Raw genomic sequence first — 16,455 nt, 5'->3', positions numbered from 1 at the left:
GCGGACACGGCACCCCCCTGAGGTCCGGCTCAGCCGGTCAGCGGCAGCGCCGCCAGTTCGGCCACGGCCCAGGTGAGGGGCAGGAAGACCACGAGCAGGGCGCCGGCGCGCAGCAGGGCTGCCGAGCGGAGGACCGTGGGCGGGGCGCCGATGCGGAGCAGGGCCTCGGTGGTGTGGGCGCGGCTCTGCCGGGACTCCAGGGCCGCGGTGAGCAGGGTCGCCGTCGTGCAGGCGAGGACGAGGGCAGCGCCCAGGCCGGTGAGCGGGCCGAAGGCGCCGGGCCCGGTGTCCTCCTGGTGGAGGGCGGCCGCCGCGAGCGTCCCGGAGAGCACCGCGCTGACCACGCCCAGGGGGCGGCCGATGCGCCGGGCCTCGTCCATCAGGACGCGGCCCGCGAGCAGCCGGGTGGCGCCCGGCCGGACGGCCTGGAGGAGGCGTCCGCAGCCGTGGACGATGCCGGGGCCGGCCATCGCGAGGCCGACGGCGGTGAGGACCCAGCCGGCCAGGACGCCCGCCGGGTTGCCGTCGAAGCGGCCCGGCAGGGGGAGGGCGGCGCCGCCTCCGCCCCGGCCCGCGTAGGTCTCGACGGCCAGGCCGACCGCGACCAGGGCGACGCCCCAGGGCAGCCCGGACGGCATCGGCTTCTCCGCGCCCTCCGGCGGGGCGGGCGCGGGGCGCGGCCGCAGGGTGAGTCCGGCGGCCGTGGCGGCGACGACGGGGAGGACGGCGAGCAGGGTGAGGGCGGCGGCGAGCGGGATCGGCTGGTCGGCGGCGAGGAGCTCGGCGGCGGCCCCGTCGAACGGCAGGCCGGTGATGTCGCCGCGCAGGTGCAGGTAGAACAGCAGGGCGACCGCGGAGCCCAGGGTGCAGGCGACGGCGGTCGACGCGGCGGCGATCGCGGTGAGGCGGGCGGGGCCGAGGCCGATGGCGGAGAGCCCGGGGCGCGGACGGGTGCTGGGGTCGGTACGGGCGACCGCGACCGCGAACTGGACGGTCGCGGCGAGCGGCAGGACGCACCAGAGCAGCCGCAGCACGGACGCCGAGGACCGCTCTGGGTGCCCGACGGCGTATCCGAGGGTGCAGAGCAGGAGGAAGCCGACCCCCGCCGCCGCGACGGCGACGAGGAGCCGGCGCGTCTGGACGAGGGGGTGGGCCCCGCGGGCTAGACGGAGAGCGAGCACGCCGCGACGCCCTCCGCCCCTGACGCCGGGGGTACGGTGCCGACCCGGCGTCCGTCGAGGAGGGCGACCGTGCGGTCGGCGAGCGCCGCGACCTCGGCGTCGTGGGTGGCGAGGAGCACGGTGATGCCGTGCGAGCGGGCGGCGGCGGTCAGCGTGCGCAGGACCTGGGCGCCGTCGGCCCGGTGCAGGATCGCGGTGGGTTCGTCGGCGAAGAGGACCGACGGGGTGGTGACCAGCGCGCGGGCGATGGCGATGCGCTGGCGCTCCGCGTGGCTGAGGGCGTGCGGGCGCTTGCGGGCGCAGGCCCCGATGTCGAGCCGGTCCAGCCATTCGACGGCGGCCGTCCGGGCGGCCCGGTGGGGGGTGCCCCGGAGCAGCAGCGGCAGGGCGGCGTTCTCCCAGCCGTTGAGCTCGGGCACGAGGCCGGGTTCGGGGTCGATCCAGCCGAAGCGGTCGCGGCGGAGCCGTTCCCGGTCGGCGGTTCCCAGGGTGTGCACCGGGCCGCTGTTGAACCAGACCTCGCCCTGCTGGGCGACGAGCTGGCCGGACAGGCAGCGCATGAGGGTGGTCTTGCCGCTGCCGCGCGGGCCGACGAGGGCGAGGATCTCGCCCTCGCGGACGCCGAGGGAGACGCCGCTGAGGGCGTCCGCACCGCCCAGGGAGCAGTGCAGGGAACGCGCCCAGAGCACGTCGTTGTCCGGTGGTGCCATCGCGTACACCTCGATGTCGGATCCGATCTGTGTCCCCCGTCCGGGGGAACGAAGGGACGGGCCTGTCGGTCACTGGGCACCGTAAGTATTCGGATCCGTTTGTACGGACAGCACACGGCCCGGGCCGCCGCCATCCACTCGGATGGCCGCAGGCCCGGGCCGGGGTCACGCCGTGAGGGCGGCGTGATGTCGTGCGCCTCGCGGGGCGGGGACCTTAGAGCTTGGTCCAGGCCTCGGTGAGCACCGAGCGCAGGATGCCTTCGATCTCGTCGAAGGTGCCCTGGTCGGCGATCAGCGGCGGGGCGAGCTGGATGACCGGGTCGCCTCGGTCGTCGGCGCGGCAGTACAGGCCGTTCTCGAACAGCGCCTTGGAGAGGAAGCCGTACAGGACGCGCTCGGTCTCCTCGTCCGTGAAGGACTCCTTGGTGACCTTGTCCTTGACGAGCTCGATGCCGTAGAAGAAGCCGTTGCCGCGGACGTCGCCGACGATCGGGAGGTCGTGCAGCTTCTTCAGGGTCTCGAAGAAGTTGCCCTCCTGGTCGAGGACGTGCTGGTTCAGGCCTTCCTTGTCGAAGATGTCGAGGTTGGCCAGGGCCACCGCCGACGACACCGGGTGGCCACCGAAGGTGTAGCCGTGGAGGAAGGTGTTGTCACCCTTGTAGAAGGGCTCCGCGATGCGGTCCGAGACGATGCAGGCGCCGATCGGGGAGTAGCCCGAGGTCATGCCCTTGGCGCAGGTGATCATGTCCGGCACGTAGCCGAACTTGTCACAGGCGAACATCGTGCCGAGGCGGCCGAAGGCGCAGATCGTCTCGTCGGAGACGAGGAGCACGTCGTACTGGTCGCAGATCTCGCGGACGCGCTGGAAGTAGCCGGGCGGCGGCGGGAAGCAGCCGCCGGCGTTCTGCACCGGCTCCAGGAAGACGGCCGCGACGGTCTCGGGGCCCTCGAAGAGGATCTGCTGCTCGATCTGGTCGGCGGCCCAGCGGCCGAAGGCCTCGGGGTCGTCGCCGTGGATCGGGGCGCGGTAGATGTTGGTGTTCGGCACCTTGTGCGCGCCGGGGACCAGCGGCTCGAAGGGGGCCTTCAGGGCCGGCAGACCCGTGATGGACAGGGCGCCCTGCGGGGTGCCGTGGTAGGCGACCGCACGCGAGATGACCTTGTACTTGGTGTGCTTGCCCTGCAGCTTGAAGTACTGCTTGGCGAGCTTCCAGGCGGTCTCGACGGCCTCGCCGCCACCGGTGGTGAAGAAGACCTTGTTCAGGTCGCCCGGTGCGTAGTCCGCGAGGCGCTCGGCGAGCTCGACGGCCTTGGGGTGCGCGTACGACCACACGGGGAAGAACGCGAGCTCCTGGGCCTGCTTGTACGCGACCTCGGCCAGTTCCTTGCGGCCGTGTCCGGCGTTGACCACGAAGAGACCCGCGAGACCGTCGAGGTAGCGCTTGCCCTTGTCGTCGAAGATGTAGGTGCCCTCACCCCGCACGATGGTGGGAACGGGCGCGTTCTCGTACGACGACATGCGGGTGAAGTGCATCCACAGGTGGTCGTAGGCGGTCTTTGACATGTCACTTCGGGACTGGGTCACGATTATCGAGTTCCCCACATATAGGTCTGCTTCTTGAGCTTGAGGTAGACGAAGCTCTCGGTGGAGCGCACGCCGGGGAGGGTGCGGATGCGCTTGTTGATCACATCCAGCAGGTGGTCGTCGTCCTCGCAGACGATCTCCACCATGAGGTCGAACGAGCCGGCGGTCATCACCACGTACTCGCATTCGGCCATGGCCGTCAGGGCTTCCGCAACCGGATCAAGGTCACCCTCGACGTTGATGCCGACCATCGCCTGCCGCCGGAAGCCCACGGTGAGCGGGTCGGTGACGGCGACGATCTGCATGACGCCCTGGTCGAGCAGCTTCTGGACGCGCTGCCGCACGGCGGCCTCGGAGAGGCCCACGGCCTTGCCGATCGCCGCGTAGGGGCGGCGGCCGTCCTCCTGGAGCTGTTCGATGATCGCCAGGGAGACGGCGTCGATCGTCGGGGACGAACCGGTTCCGGTTCTGGGTTCTGTGCTTCGACTGGCCACGGCTTCACTGTGCACCGAGAATGTCGGTCTCGCAACCCCAGATCGATGAAATTCGTTGTTGAGGTCCTCGAATCACGCGGAATCCGAAGATGGAGGAGGGTGGGCCTGTTGAAAGCGTCAGCCGAGCGATTAGGCTGAGGTGTCTCGCCCATCGGGACGCCGCACAAGGACGTGCGACGACAGAACGTGACAGGAGGGGTGGCAAGTGACCACCGAGCTGCGCCGGCTGCGTAACTACATCAACGGGGAGTTCCGCGACGCGGCCGACGGCCGCACCATCGAGGTGGTCAACCCGGCCACCGGCGAGGTGTACGCCACCTCCCCGCTCTCGGGCCAGGCCGACGTCGACGCCGCGATGGAGGCCGCCGCGGCCGCCTTCCCCGCCTGGCGTGACAGCACGCCGTCCGAGCGCCAGAAGGCACTCCTCAAGATCGCCGACGCCTTCGAGGAGCGCGCCGAGGACCTGATCGCCGCCGAGGTCCAGAACACCGGAAAGCCCGTCGCCCTCACGGCGAGCGAAGAGATCCCGCCGATGGTGGACCAGATCCGCTTCTTCGCCGGTGCCGCCCGGATGCTCGAAGGCCGCTCGGCCGGCGAGTACATGGAGGGCATGACCTCCATCGTCCGCCGCGAGCCGGTGGGCGTCTGCGCCCAGGTCGCGCCGTGGAACTACCCGATGATGATGGCCGTGTGGAAGTTCGCCCCGGCGCTCGCCGCGGGCAACACCGTCGTCCTCAAGCCCTCGGACACGACCCCCGCGTCGACCGTCCTGATGGCGGAGATCATCGGCCAGATCCTCCCCAAGGGCGTCTTCAACGTCGTCTGCGGCGACCGCGAGACGGGCAAGGCGATGGTCGAGCACCCGACCCCCGCCATGGCCTCCATCACCGGCTCCGTGCGCGCCGGCATGCAGGTCGCCGAGTCCGCCGCCAAGGACGTCAAGCGCGTCCACCTGGAGCTGGGCGGCAAGGCCCCGGTCGTGGTCTTCGAGGACACCGACATCGACAAGGCCGTCGAGGACATCTCCGTCGCCGGCTTCTTCAACGCCGGCCAGGACTGTACGGCCGCCACCCGCGTGCTCGTGCACGAGTCCATCCACGACGAGTTCGTCGCCGCGCTCGCCAAGGCCGCCTCCGAGACCAAGACCGGACAGCCGGACGACGAGGACGTGCTCTTCGGCCCCCTCAACAACGCCAACCAGCTGAAGCAGGTCACCGGCTTCATCGACCGCCTCCCGGCGCACGCCAAGGTCCAGGCCGGCGGCCACCGGGTCGGCGACAAGGGCTACTTCTACGCCCCGACCGTCGTGTCCGGCCTCAAGCAGGACGACGAGATCATCCAGAACGAGGTCTTCGGCCCCGTCATCACCGTCCAGTCCTTCACGGACGAGGCCCAGGCCCTGGAGTACGCGAACGGCGTGGAGTACGCCCTCGCCTCCTCCGTCTGGACCAAGGACCACCAGCGCGCGATGCGCATGTCCAAGGCCCTCGACTTCGGCTGCGTGTGGATCAACACCCACATCCCGCTGGTCGCCGAGATGCCCCACGGCGGCTTCAAGAAGTCCGGCTACGGCAAGGACCTCTCCGGCTACGGCTTCGAGGACTACACGCGCATCAAGCACGTCATGACCTCCCTGGGCTGAACCCCCGCCTGAACGCCACGCGGCCCCGGCACCCCGGTCGACAGGGTGTCGGGGCCGCGCCGCGTCGCTCGACGGAGCGTCCATTGCCCCGGCCCGGGGCCTCCCGGGATGCTGCACGGGTGAGAGCGACAGCCAGGAACAACATCTCCCGCCGGTCCCTGCTGCGCGGCATCGGGGGTGCCGGGGCCGCGAGCCTGCTCGCCGCCGGGTGCGGGGTCCCCGCCGCCTACGTCGACGAGGCCGACCGGGCCGGCCGCGACCTCTCCGCCCGGGACAGGACGCTCGACTTCGCCAACTGGCCGCTCTACATCGACACCGACGACGAGGACGCCCGGAAGCGGCCGACCCTCGACGCGTTCCGCGCGCGCACCGGGATCTCCGTCCGCTACACCGAGGAGATCAACGACAACGACGAGTTCTTCGGCAAGATCAGCCCGTCGCTGATGAACCACCAGCAGACCGGCCGCGACCTGATCGTCGTCAGCGACTGGATGGCCGCCCGCTTCGTCCGCCTCGGCTGGGCCCAGGAGATGGACCGCGCCCGCCAGCCGAACGTCACCGAGCACCTCGACCCGCAGCTCCGCTCGCCCGCCTTCGACCCGGGCCGGCTGCACACCGTCCCCTGGCAGTCCGGGATCACCGGCATCGCGTACAACCGCCGCAAGCTCGGCCGTGAACTCCGCTCCACCAAGGAGCTGTGGGCCGACGACCTGCGCGGCAAGGTCACCCTGCTGTCCGGGCTCGACGAGTCCTTCGCGCTGCTCATGATGGGCCGCGGCGTCGACGTCACCCGGTGGACCGGCGACGACTTCCACGCCCTGTGCGAGCAGGTCGAGGGCCTCGTGAAGTCCCGGCACATCCGCCGCTTCACCGGCAACGACTACATCAAGGACCTGTCGACCGGCGACGTGCTCGCCTGCCAGGCCTACTCGGGCGACGTCATCCAACTCCAGGCCGACAACCCGGACATCGAGTTCGTCGTCCCCGAGGAGGGCGCCGAACTGTGGGCCGAGTCCCTGCTGGTCCCCAACCTCGCGCAGCACAAGGCGAACGCCGAGAAGCTCGTCGACTACTACTACGAACCCGAGGTCGCCGCCGAACTCGCCGCCTGGGTCAACTACGTCTGCCCGGTGCCGGCCGCCCAGCAGGTCCTCGCCGACTCCGGCGACGAGGAGCTCGTGGCCCTCGCGGAGGACCCGCTGATCTTCCCGGACGCGGACATGCGGGGACGTCTCGCGATCGCCCGGGACATCACCGCCCGGGAGCGGCAGGACTTCACGAAGCGGTGGAACGCGATCGTCGGCCTGTGAGCCGCGCGGGGGGTCGCCGCGGGGGTCGCACCCACGGCACCCCCCCGTTTCTGAACGCGTTCAAGAAGGGCGTACGCTGCCCTCATGAGCGACTCGAACGGGCCGAGAGCCCTTCTCACGCGCATCCGCGTCTGGCTGATCGTCTTCGTCGTCTGCCTGGTCCTGAGCGGGATCACCGCGTTCCCGCTCGTCACCGAACTCCGGCTCCTTGACTCCGCGCTCGACGGCTGGGCGGCCCCCGCGGCCGACCTGCTCCCCGGACTCGCCGAGTGGATCGACCGGGTGCGGGGCGGCCTGGAGACCGCCGACGCGCAGGCCCCGTACCTGCTCTACGGCACCGACTGGCTCGCCTTCGCGCACCTCGTCATCGCGGTCGCCTTCTACGGCGTCCACCGCGACCCCGTCCGCAACGTCTGGGTCGTCGAGTTCGGCATGATCGCCTGCGTCGGCATCATCCCGCTCGCCCTGATCTGCGGACCGATCCGGGGCATCCCCTTCTGGTGGTCGGTGATCGACATGTCCTTCGGCGTCGTCGGGATCCTGCCCCTGCTCCACGTGCGCCGGCTGATCAAGCGGCTCGAAGCCGCCACGGCACCGGAGCCCGTGCCGGCCGGCGCCCGCTAGTCCGGCAGGCCGTACGCCGCGACCATGAGGTTCAGGGCGGTCGGGTTCATGTCCTGGCCCTTCGCGTCGGTGGAGTTGACGCTGTAGACGAGGGTGCGCGCGCCGTCGCGGGTGGAGGCGACGGCCGCGTTGTACCCCCAGCGGCCGCCGGTCTTCCCCCAGACCTCGCGGCCCCCGAGCCTCTTCATCGACAGGCCCGAGGAGTGCGCTGCCGGATCGCCGGACTTCAGGTCCGCGACCTTGGGCAGCGTGAACATCTCCTCCAGGAGCGGCCCCCGCACCACCCGGCCCGCGAACAGCGCCCGGGTGAACCGCTCCAGATCGGCCGTGGTCGAGACGAGGTCGCCGGCCGCCCAGCCGTCCGTCACCCCCCACACCGAGACGTCCCGTAGCCCGGTCGTCCCGTCGTCGAGCCGCATCGTCTGGTAGCCGTGGTTGTACGGGCCCGGGAGCTCGGCCGCCTCGCCCGGCAGGAAGGTGTCCCGGAGACCCAGCGGGCGCAGGATCCGCCGCTCCACCTGGTGCTCGTACGTGTCGCCCGTGACCCGCTCCACGATCAGACCGGCGATCGTGTACCCGATGTTGAGGTAGTGCTGCTTCGTGCCGGGCCGGAACTCGCGCGGCTTCGCCGTCGCCGAGCGGACCATGTCCTCCGGGTCGTGGACGTCGAAGCGGTGCGCGTACCACTCCTCCACCGTGTCGCCGACGCCCAGGTCGGGTGCCGGGATGCCGTGTGTGTGGTTCAGGAGCTGGCGCACCGTCACCGTCGCGTACCGGCCGGGGATCAGCTCCGGCAGGTAGGAACGGGCCGTGCGGTCCAGGTCGATCCGGCCCTCGGAGGCCAGCTGGAGGACGGTCGCCGCCGTGAAGACCTTCGTCACCGAGCCGGCCCGGAAGCGGGCCCCCGGGTCCGCCGGGGCGCCGCTCACCAGGTCGTGGACGCCGGCGCTGCCCCGCCAGACCCCCTCGGAGCCGCCGACCCGGACGAGCGCGGCCGTGGCGTCGGCCCGCGGAAGCCCGGCGATCACCGCGCTCAGGTCCGGGCTCGCCGGGCGGGCCGCCGGGGCCGGCGCCGTCACCGGAGCGGCCGGAGCCGCGAAGGCCGGTGCGAGGGCCGGCCCCGCGGCCACCCCCAGGACGAGGGCGGTGGCGAGCAGCGAGCGGGTGGACGTCCTCATGGTCAACTCCGTGGGTGTGAGCCGTTGTTCTCGACGACTCCATCCTGCTGACCCGCGACGCTCACCGGATCGCCCGCACCGGCGGTCTTCCCGTGGTCAACTCCTCGCCGACCAGGGGGAGAAGGCCGGACCGCCGGCTCCCCCGGGCGGGGGAGAGCCCGCCGCGACCAGGCCCGTCTCGTACGCGCAGATCACCGCCTGGATCCGGTCCCGCAGGCCGAGCTTGGCGAGCACGTTCCCCACGTGCGTCTTCACCGTGTGGTCGCTCACCACCAGCTCCGCGGCGATCTCCGCGTTGGACAGGCCGCGCGCCAGGAGCAGCAGCGTCTCCCGCTCCCGGCCGGTCAGCACGTCGAGCCGGGGGTCCGGGGCGGTCCTGCGCGGACCGCCCGCCGTGTACTGCTCCACCAGCCGACGGGCCACGGACGGTGCCAGCAGCGAGTCGCCGGCCGCCACCACCCGTACCGCGTGCACCAGATCGTCCCGCCGGACGTCCTTGAGGAGGAAGCCGCTCGCACCCGCGTGCAGCGCCTCGTAGACGTACGCGTCGGTGTCGAAGGTCGTCAGGATCACCGTCCGGCAGCCGCCGCCCGCGCTGATCTCCCGGCAGGCCTCGATGCCGTCGGTGCCGGGCATCCGGATGTCGAGCAGCGCCACGTCCGGGGCGTGGCGGCGCACCGCATCGACCGCCTCGGCGCCGTCCCCGGCCTCCGCCACCACCTCGATGTCCGGCTGCGCGTCGAGGATCATCGCGAAACCGCTGCGGACCAGTTCCTGGTCGTCCGCGACCACCACCCGGATCGTCGTCATCTCCCCGCCTCCGCCGTGGACGGTACGGGCAGCAGGACCCGCACCTCGAAGCCCCGGCCGTCCGGACCGGGGCCGGTTGTCGCCGTCCCGCCGTGCGCGGCGGCCCGCTCCCGGATGCCGGTGAGGCCGTGGCCGCCGGATCCCCGCGTCCCCGCCGCCGGCGCGGGGCCGCGGCCGTCGTCCGTCACGGTGACGTGCAGGACGCCGTCGGCGTGCGCGAGCAGGACCTCGGCCCGGCGCGCGTCCGCATGTCTGACGACGTTGGTCAGGGCCTCCTGCACGATCCGGTAGGCGCTCGCGCCGGTCGCCGCCGGCAGCGCCCGGACCCCGCCCCGCGTCGTGTACGCGACCGGCAGGCCGCCGGACCGCACCCGCTCCACCAGCGCGGGGATCCCGGAGATGTCCGGCTGCGGCTCCCGGGGCGGCGCCCCCTCGGACCCCTCCCGCAGCAGACCCAGCATCTGCCGCAGCTGGGTCATCGCCTCCCGGCCCGTCTCGGAGATCGCCTCGAACGCGGCCTCCGCGCGCTCCGGCGCCGCCCGGACCGCCACCGGGCCCGCCTCCGCCTGGACGACCATGAGGCTCACCGCGTGCGACAGGATGTCGTGCATCTCCCGTGCGATCCGGGCCCGTTCGCGCGCCGCGGCCCGCTCGGCCTCGACCAGGTGCGCGCGCTGCCGCGCGTCCTGGAGCCGGCCGAACACGTAGGCCGCGCCGAACACGAAGAGTGAGAAGGTCAGTTCGCGGGCCGACCGGGTGTTGAGCCAGACCGAGACGGGCACCGCGACCAGCATGAGCCCCGCCGTCGCCAGCCGCTTGCGCGCCGGGGAGTGCAGCGCCACGGTGTAGACGATGACGAGTCCGGTGTACGGCAGCGGCTGCCCCGGTCCGTCCACCGCCACGATGTACAGCGTGCTCGCCGCCAGGATCGCGAGGAGCACGGCGACCGGTGCCCGCCGCCGCCAGACGAGCGGGACTACCGTGAGCGTCGTCAGCCCGTACGCGGTCCAGGTCGCCGGTTCGAGTTCGGGCGGGCGCGGCACCACGAACGGCATCGTCATCGCCGCCTGGACGAGCAGCGCGATCCCGGCGTCCACCGCCCACGGATTGGCCCCGCCCCAGGTCCGCGTCCGCTCCCACCGGGCGCGGACGTCCCCGCGTCCTCCCATTACGGTTTGCGGCCCACCGCGCCGAACTGCGCGACCACGGGGGCGCCTTCGGCGGTCGCGCGCCAGCGCGAGCAGGACAGGACGCCCGGCTCCAGGATGTCGAGCCCGTCGAGGAAGGAGACGAACTCGGTGCGGCTGCGGGCGGTGATCGGCGGGGTCGCGTTCTCGTTCCAGAACGCCATCGCGGCTTTGTTGCCCTCCCCGCCGAGCTCCGGCTCCAGCGTCGGGTGGGTGAGGACCAGGTGGCTGCCGGAGGGGACGGCGTCCATCAGGGTGCGGACGATCGACCGGGCCTTCGCGGTGTCCAGGACGAAGTTGAGGATGCCGAGCATCATCACGGCGACCGGACGGGAGAGGTCCAGGGTCGCTCCGGCGGCCGCCAGGATCTTATCCGGCTCGTGCGCGTCGGCGTCCACGTAGTCCGTGACGCCCTCGGGGGCGCTGGTCAGCAGCGCGCGGGCGTGGGTGAGGACGATCGGGTCGTTGTCGACGTAGACGATCCGGGAGTCCGGCGCGACCCGCTGGGCGACCTCGTGCGTGTTGTCGGCGGTCGGCAGACCGGTGCCGATGTCGAGGAACTGGCGGACCCCGGCGTCCGCGGCGAGGAAGGTGACGGCGCGGCCGAGGAACGCCCGGTCCGCGCGGGCGACTTCGCCGATGCTCGGGTAGAAGCCGGTGACCTGGTCGCCCACCGCGCGGTCGACCGGGTAGTTGTCCTTGCCGCCCAGCCAGTAGTTCCACACCCGCGCGTTGTGGGCGACGTCGGTCCGGATCCGGTCGTTCATGCCTGGGCCTTTCGCAGGACGGCGGCGAGGGCGTCGACCCGGTTGGTGGTGATCGAGTCGACCCCGTTCGTGATCAGCTTACGCATGCTCCGCGAGGTGTCGGCCGTCCAGGCCGAGACGAGCAGGCCGTCCCGGTGCACCCGGTCGGTGAGGGCCCGACTCACCAGGCCGAAGCGGTAGTTGAGCCAGCGGGGCCGCACCACGTCGAGCAGGACCGGGCGGGGCGGGGCGAGCGAGGTCCAGGTGAGGGCGATCTCGGCGGCCGGGTCGGCCGCGCGCACCTGGAGCATGGCGACGGCCCCGGCGCAGTAGTAGGCCCGCTCCCCGGCGCCGCACTCGCGGACCGTCCGGACGATCGTCCGGACCGAGTCCTCGTCGCCGCCGGGCAGGTCCAGCATCAGCCGCCTGTCGCCGGCCGCGAGCAGGGCCTCGCGCAGGGTGGGGACGCCGTCGTACGTCAGCTCGCGGAGCTGCTCGTAGGAGAGGACGCGGAGCGGCCGGTCGTGGCCCCACAGCCGCTTGAGGGTCTCGTCGTGGAGGAGGACGGGCACGCCGTCCCTGGTCAGCCGGACGTCGACCTCGACCGCGTCCGCCCCCCGCTCGATCGCCGAGGCGATCGAGCTGAGGGTGTTCTCGCGGACGCGGTACGGGTCGCCGCGATGGCCCACGACGGTCACGGAGGCCGGGGCCACGGCGGGTGTCACGACGGCGGTCGGGTCCATGGGGGTGTCGGAGTCCATGGGCCCATTCTCGCCGTCGCGGGCGGGCGGGCCAGTCGTCAGCGCGCGAGCCAGGTGTCGGTGTACGCGTCGATCTCGGCGGCGATCCGGTCCTTGCCGGGCCGGTCGAGGAACGAGGCCTCCACCGCGTTCTTCGCGAGGGCGGCGACACCGCGCTCGTCGAGGCCGAGGAGGCGGGCCGCGACCGCGTACTCGTTGTTGAGGTCGGTGCCGAACATGGGAGGGTCGTCGCTGTTGATCGTGACGAGGACGCCCGCGTCGACCATCTGCCGGATCGGGTGCTCGTCCAGGGTGGCGACGGCCCGGGTGGCGATGTTCGAGGTCGGGCAGACCTCCAGGGCGATGCGGTGCTCCGCCAGGTGGGCGAGGAGCGCCGGGTCCTGGACGGAGCTGGTGCCGTGGCCGATGCGCTCGGCGCCCAGGTCGTTGATCGCGTCCCACACGGTCTGCGGGCCGGTCGTCTCGCCCGCGTGCGGCACGGAGTGCAGGCCGGCCGCCCGCGCCCGGTCGAAGTACGGCTTGAACTGGGGGCGCGGCACGCCGATCTCCGGGCCGCCGAGGCCGAAGGAGACCAGGCCCTCGGGGCGCAGCCCGTCCGTGGTGGCGAGGCGGGCGGTCTCCTCGGCGGAGGCCAGGCCGGCCTCGCCGGGGATGTCGAAGCACCAGCGCAGGACGGTGCCGAACTCGGCCTCGGCCGCCTTGCGGGCGTCCTCGATGGCGGCCATGAAGGCGCGCTCGTCGATGCCCCGGCGGGTGGACGAGTAGGGGGTGATGGTGAGCTCGGCGTACCGGATGTTCTGCCGGGCCATGTCACGGGCGACCTCGAAGGTCAGCAGCCGGACGTCCTCGGGGGTGCGGACCAGGTCGACGACCGAGAGGTAGACGTCGATGAAGTGGGCGAAGTCGGTGAAGGTGAAGTAGTCGGTCAGCGCCTCCGGGTCCGTGGGGACCTTGGAGTCGGGGTGCCGGGCGGCGAGCTCGGCGACGATCCGGGGCGAGGCGGAGCCGACGTGGTGGACGTGCAGCTCCGCCTTGGGCAGGCCCGCGATGAAGGGATGGAGATCGGTCATCCGTTCATCGTAGGCCGGACGGTTCCCCCTCACGGGTGAGGCCGTAGCATGGCGGGACCATGATGGGGGAGGCCCATGTCTGACAACCAAGACCAGTCGCGGGGCGGGTACGACCCGACGGACCCGTGGGCTCCGCCGAACCGTGACGGGGTGGAGCTGAGCAAGGGGGCGACCCCGTCGCCGCCGCCGGTGCACGACCAGCAGACCGTCACGTCGTTTCCGCTCGCTTCGCCCGGCCCCGCCGAGGTGCCGCCGCCGCCGGTCGCCCCCGGCGGCCCGGCGGCCACGCCCGGGGCGTACGGCTACCCGGCGGCGGACACGTCCGGCGGGTACGGCTACCCGGCGGCGACCCCGCCGGCTCCGACGGGCTCCGGGTACGGCTACCCGGGCTACCCGTCGCCCGGCGGCTACCCCGGCCAGACGGGCTGGCAGCAGTCCCCGTCCAACGGCATGGGGATCGCCTCGATGGTGCTGGGCATCATCGCGGTGGCCGGATTCTGCCTGTGGGGCCTGGGAGCCATCCTCGGCATCCTGGCGCTGATCTTCGGCATCATCGGGGTCAAGAAGTGCGGCCGGGGCGAGGCGACCAACCGGGGCATGGCCGTCACCGGCATCGTGCTCGGCGCGATCGGCACCGTGGTGAGCGCCGTCTTCCTGGGGTTCATCATCTGGGCGGCCAGCCAGGACTCCGGCTCGTTCGACTCCGGCTACGACGACGACCCGTTCGCGTCGAGCCTGGTGGTCGAGAGCGGCCGCTGAGCCGCTCCGGACGCTGAGCGACTCCGGCCGCCGGGCCGGACGCGCCAGCGCGAGAGGGCCCCGCACCCCCTGGGTGCGGGGCCCTTCCGCGTACCGGTCGCGCGATCCCGCCGGTGCCGTGCCGCTCAGGCTCCCTGGCGCAGCCGCTCGCGCGCCTCCATCAGGGCGAAGCCCAGCAGGTTCTCGCCGCGCCAGCGGGCCGGGTCGTGGGCGGCGGGGTCGTCGGCCGCCAGGCCGATGCCCCAGATCCGGTCCACCGGGCTGGCCTCCACGAGGACCCGGGTGCCGGTGCCGAGGAGGTAGGAGCGCAGGGCCTCGTCCGAGGCGAACTTGTGCACGCTGCCCTCGACGACGATCCCGAAGCGCTCCCGCGCCCACACCGCCTCGTCGAAGCCCCGGACGAGCCGGCCCGCCTTCTTGGCCTCCGCCGGGGTACGGGCGGCCAGCGCGGCCCGCTCCGCGTCGGCGTCCTCGAAGAGGCGGGCCTTGGCGGCCATCATCCAGTGCTCGGCCGTCGCGTACGACACGCCCGAGACCACGAAGGGTGCCGGCCACCACTGGCTGAGACAGCTCGCCGTGAGCCGCCCGTCCGGGTGCGGACGGTGACCCCAGAAGTGCAGCCACTTCACCCGATCACCCCGGTTGACCTGCTGTGTCAGTGCCTCGATCGCGCTCATGCATGGGAGTGTGGCATTCGCCACGGACACTCCGTACGGAGATTTTCCGGCCGCCTCGACACATGGTCGACCGATTCCGTCGCGTAACCAAAAGGCAACAACGGAATCACTTGTTGGGCCATCATCCCTCTGTCAGGATCGGCACTCAATTCGAGCTGGGACAACGGAGAGCGTCATGGGCAACCGCTTCCAGGTGACGGACCGCTTCGCGGACGGCGCACAGTACATCGGCGGGCGGCTCCGGGCCGGGACCTCCGGCCGGGAACACAGCGTGATCGACCCGGCGACCGGGGAGAGCGTGTACACCTACACGCTCGCCTCCACCGCCGACGTCGACGAGGCGGTCGCCGCCGCCAAGGCCGCCTTCCCGGGCTGGGCCGGCGCGACCCCAGGGGAGCGTTCCGACGCGCTCCACCGCTTCGCCGCCGTCCTCGCCGAGTGGGCCGAGGACTTCGCCCGCGTCGAGTCCCTCCAGTGCGGCAAGCCGCTCAAGCTCACCACCGAGTTCGACGTGCCCGGCACCGTCGACAACGCCGCGTTCTTCGCGGGGGCGGCCCGTCACCTCCAGGGCCAGTCGGCCGCCGAGTACAGCGGCGACCACACCTCGTACGTCCGCCGCGAGCCCATCGGCGTCGTCGGCTCCATCGCCCCCTGGAACTACCCGCTCCAGATGGCCGCCTGGAAGATCCTGCCGGCCATCGCCGCCGGCAACACGATCGTCCTCAAGCCGGCCGAGCTGACCCCGCTGACCTCCCTGATGTTCGCGCAGGCGGCGAAGGAGGCCGGCATCCCCGACGGAGTGGTCAACATCGTCAACGGCGCCGGCAGGACCGTCGGCGAGCACCTCGTCGGCCACCCCGACGTCGTCATGACCTCCTTCACCGGCTCCACCCCCGTCGGCAAGCGCGTCGCCGAGATCGCCACCGCCACCGTCAAGCGACTCCACCTCGAACTCGGCGGCAAGGCCCCCTTCGTGGTCTTCGACGACGCCGACCTGGAGGCCGCCGCCCACGGCGCCGTCGCCGCCTCCCTCATCAACAGCGGCCAGGACTGCACCGCCGCCACCCGCGCGTACGTCCAGCGCCCGCTCTTCGACGCCTTCGTCGCCCGCGTCGCCGAACTGATGGAGACCGTCCGGCTCGGCGACCCCTTCGACCCGGCCACCGACCTCGGCCCGCTCGTCAGCCACCGCCACCGCGACGCCGTCGCCGGCTTCGTGGAGCGGGCCCGCGGCTACGCCACCGTGGTCACCGGCGGGGAAGCCCCCGGCGGCGACCTCAAGGACGGTGCGTACTATCGTCCGACCCTGATCACCGGCGCCGCGCAGGACAGCGAGGTCGTGCAGTCCGAGATCTTCGGGCCGGTCCTGGTCGCCCTCCCCTTCGACGGCGACGACGAGGGCATCCGGCTCGCCAACGACACCCCCTACGGCCTGGCCGCCTCCGCCTGGAGCCGGGACGTCTACCGCGCCAACCGGGCCACCCGCGAGATCAAGGCCGGCTGCGTCTGGGTCAACGACCACATCCCCATCATCAGCGAGATGCCCCACGGCGGTACCAAGGCGTCCGGCTACGGAAAGGACATGTCGGCGTACTCCTTCGAGGAGTACACGCAGGTCAAGCACGTGATGTTCGACAACACCGCGGTGGCGGCCAAGGACTGGCACCGCACGATCTTCGGGGACCGATAGCAGCCCGCCGCCAGACCAGCGGCCACACCAT

The 16,455-nt window shown here is 72.2% G+C and carries 16 protein-coding genes; 5 read left to right on the top strand and 11 right to left on the bottom strand.

The window, feature by feature from the left end; translation table 11 throughout:
• Positions 1 to 29: 29 nt before the first annotated feature.
• The 4 genes from ACF09E_RS15590 to ACF09E_RS15575 all read right to left on the bottom strand — a co-directional run bounded on the left by ACF09E_RS15590 (position 30) and on the right by ACF09E_RS15575 (position 3,970).
• Positions 30 to 1,181, bottom strand: a complete 1,152-nt coding sequence (locus ACF09E_RS15590) for a hypothetical protein (protein ID WP_392205704.1) — start codon at positions 1,179 to 1,181, stop codon at positions 30 to 32.
• Entirely contained in the window at positions 1,163 to 1,891 is a 729-nt protein-coding gene (locus ACF09E_RS15585; protein WP_392205703.1) for an ABC transporter ATP-binding protein, read from the bottom strand. The genes ACF09E_RS15590 and ACF09E_RS15585 overlap by 19 nt, the downstream gene beginning before the upstream one ends.
• Positions 1,892 to 2,105: 214 nt before the next feature.
• Positions 2,106 to 3,482: an aspartate aminotransferase family protein gene (locus tag ACF09E_RS15580; protein ID WP_392206107.1), complete on the bottom strand. Its 1,377-nt coding sequence runs from the start codon at positions 3,480 to 3,482 to the stop codon at positions 2,106 to 2,108.
• Positions 3,479 to 3,970 carry an Lrp/AsnC family transcriptional regulator gene (locus ACF09E_RS15575; protein ID WP_187284121.1) on the bottom strand — a complete coding sequence of 164 codons (492 nt, stop codon included), beginning with the start codon at positions 3,968 to 3,970 and terminating at the stop codon, positions 3,479 to 3,481. The genes ACF09E_RS15580 and ACF09E_RS15575 overlap by 4 nt, the downstream gene beginning before the upstream one ends.
• Positions 3,971 to 4,175: 205 nt before the next feature.
• On the opposite strand from ACF09E_RS15575, the gene ACF09E_RS15570 reads away from it, so the two are divergent.
• The 3 genes from ACF09E_RS15570 to ACF09E_RS15560 all read left to right on the top strand — a co-directional run bounded on the left by ACF09E_RS15570 (position 4,176) and on the right by ACF09E_RS15560 (position 7,546).
• A complete protein-coding gene (locus ACF09E_RS15570; protein ID WP_361850008.1) occupies positions 4,176 to 5,612 on the top strand; it encodes a gamma-aminobutyraldehyde dehydrogenase in 1,437 nt (478 codons plus the stop codon).
• Between the two features lie 143 nt (positions 5,613 to 5,755).
• Positions 5,756 to 6,922 carry a spermidine/putrescine ABC transporter substrate-binding protein gene (locus ACF09E_RS15565; RefSeq protein ID WP_392206106.1) on the top strand — a complete coding sequence of 389 codons (1,167 nt, stop codon included), beginning with the start codon at positions 5,756 to 5,758 and terminating at the stop codon, positions 6,920 to 6,922.
• An 84-nt stretch (positions 6,923 to 7,006) separates the two neighbouring features.
• Positions 7,007 to 7,546, top strand: a complete 540-nt coding sequence (locus ACF09E_RS15560) for a hypothetical protein (RefSeq protein WP_392205702.1) — start codon at positions 7,007 to 7,009, stop codon at positions 7,544 to 7,546.
• On the opposite strand, the gene ACF09E_RS15555 is transcribed toward ACF09E_RS15560, so the two are convergent.
• The 6 genes from ACF09E_RS15555 to ACF09E_RS15530 form a co-directional block, all read right to left on the bottom strand.
• Complete coding sequence (locus ACF09E_RS15555) at positions 7,543 to 8,724, bottom strand: serine hydrolase domain-containing protein (RefSeq protein WP_392205701.1); 1,182 nt, start codon at positions 8,722 to 8,724, stop codon at positions 7,543 to 7,545. The two genes, ACF09E_RS15560 and ACF09E_RS15555, sit on opposite strands and share 4 nt — an antisense overlap.
• Before the next feature lie 96 nt (positions 8,725 to 8,820).
• The gene (locus ACF09E_RS15550) at positions 8,821 to 9,534 is read right to left on the bottom strand and encodes a response regulator (protein ID WP_392205700.1); all 714 of its coding nucleotides are present in this window, start codon (positions 9,532 to 9,534) and stop codon (positions 8,821 to 8,823) included.
• Positions 9,531 to 10,703 carry a sensor histidine kinase gene (locus ACF09E_RS15545; RefSeq protein WP_392205699.1) on the bottom strand — a complete coding sequence of 391 codons (1,173 nt, stop codon included), beginning with the start codon at positions 10,701 to 10,703 and terminating at the stop codon, positions 9,531 to 9,533. The genes ACF09E_RS15550 and ACF09E_RS15545 overlap by 4 nt, the downstream gene beginning before the upstream one ends.
• A complete protein-coding gene (locus ACF09E_RS15540; protein WP_392205698.1) occupies positions 10,703 to 11,488 on the bottom strand; it encodes an SAM-dependent methyltransferase in 786 nt (261 codons plus the stop codon). Before ACF09E_RS15540 ends, ACF09E_RS15545 begins: the two co-directional genes overlap by 1 nt.
• Positions 11,485 to 12,210, bottom strand: a complete 726-nt coding sequence (locus ACF09E_RS15535) for a glycerophosphodiester phosphodiesterase (protein WP_392206105.1) — start codon at positions 12,208 to 12,210, stop codon at positions 11,485 to 11,487. Before ACF09E_RS15535 ends, ACF09E_RS15540 begins: the two co-directional genes overlap by 4 nt.
• A gap of 56 nt (positions 12,211 to 12,266) precedes the next feature.
• Positions 12,267 to 13,298: an adenosine deaminase gene (locus ACF09E_RS15530; RefSeq protein WP_392205697.1), complete on the bottom strand. Its 1,032-nt coding sequence runs from the start codon at positions 13,296 to 13,298 to the stop codon at positions 12,267 to 12,269.
• Positions 13,299 to 13,373: 75 nt separating this feature from the next.
• Between ACF09E_RS15530 and ACF09E_RS15525 the strand changes: the two genes are divergently transcribed.
• Positions 13,374 to 14,057 (top strand): DUF4190 domain-containing protein, encoded by a 684-nt coding sequence (locus ACF09E_RS15525; protein WP_392205696.1) that lies wholly within the window; start codon positions 13,374 to 13,376, stop codon positions 14,055 to 14,057.
• 125 nt (positions 14,058 to 14,182) lie between these two features.
• Here ACF09E_RS15525 and ACF09E_RS15520 read toward each other — a convergent pair whose 3' ends face one another.
• Positions 14,183 to 14,734, bottom strand: coding sequence for an NADAR family protein (locus tag ACF09E_RS15520; protein WP_392205695.1), 552 nt, complete (start codon positions 14,732 to 14,734; stop codon positions 14,183 to 14,185).
• A 175-nt stretch (positions 14,735 to 14,909) separates the two neighbouring features.
• Here ACF09E_RS15520 and ACF09E_RS15515 point away from each other — a divergent pair, with 175 nt between their 5' ends.
• Positions 14,910 to 16,424, top strand: a complete 1,515-nt coding sequence (locus tag ACF09E_RS15515) for a gamma-aminobutyraldehyde dehydrogenase (RefSeq protein ID WP_392205694.1) — start codon at positions 14,910 to 14,912, stop codon at positions 16,422 to 16,424.
• Positions 16,425 to 16,455: the final 31 nt, after the last annotated feature.

Origin of the sequence: Streptomyces sp. NPDC014891 (genome assembly GCF_043081085.1) — a bacterium.
Classification (GTDB): Bacteria; Actinomycetota; Actinomycetes; order Streptomycetales; family Streptomycetaceae; genus Streptomyces.
The sequence above is the reverse complement of the archived record's forward strand: the minus strand, read 5'-3'. Positions and strand labels throughout refer to the sequence as shown.

Excerpts from the sequence above, each read along its gene's own strand:
- ACF09E_RS15545 (WP_392205699.1), bottom strand. The coding sequence starts at position 10,703 with ATGGGAGGACGCGGGGACGTCCGCGCCCGGTGGGAGCGGACGCGGACC.
- ACF09E_RS15540 (WP_392205698.1), bottom strand. The coding sequence starts at position 11,488 with ATGAACGACCGGATCCGGACCGACGTCGCCCACAACGCGCGGGTGTGG.
- ACF09E_RS15585 (WP_392205703.1), bottom strand. The coding sequence starts at position 1,891 with ATGGCACCACCGGACAACGACGTGCTCTGGGCGCGTTCCCTGCACTGC.
- ACF09E_RS15560 (WP_392205702.1), top strand. The coding sequence starts at position 7,007 with ATGAGCGACTCGAACGGGCCGAGAGCCCTTCTCACGCGCATCCGCGTC.
- ACF09E_RS15530 (WP_392205697.1), bottom strand. The coding sequence starts at position 13,298 with ATGACCGATCTCCATCCCTTCATCGCGGGCCTGCCCAAGGCGGAGCTG.
- ACF09E_RS15520 (WP_392205695.1), bottom strand. The coding sequence starts at position 14,734 with ATGAGCGCGATCGAGGCACTGACACAGCAGGTCAACCGGGGTGATCGG.
- ACF09E_RS15535 (WP_392206105.1), bottom strand. The coding sequence starts at position 12,210 with ATGGACCCGACCGCCGTCGTGACACCCGCCGTGGCCCCGGCCTCCGTG.
- ACF09E_RS15515 (WP_392205694.1), top strand. The coding sequence starts at position 14,910 with ATGGGCAACCGCTTCCAGGTGACGGACCGCTTCGCGGACGGCGCACAG.
- ACF09E_RS15525 (WP_392205696.1), top strand. The coding sequence starts at position 13,374 with ATGTCTGACAACCAAGACCAGTCGCGGGGCGGGTACGACCCGACGGAC.
- ACF09E_RS15550 (WP_392205700.1), bottom strand. The coding sequence starts at position 9,534 with ATGACGACGATCCGGGTGGTGGTCGCGGACGACCAGGAACTGGTCCGC.
- ACF09E_RS15555 (WP_392205701.1), bottom strand. The coding sequence starts at position 8,724 with ATGAGGACGTCCACCCGCTCGCTGCTCGCCACCGCCCTCGTCCTGGGG.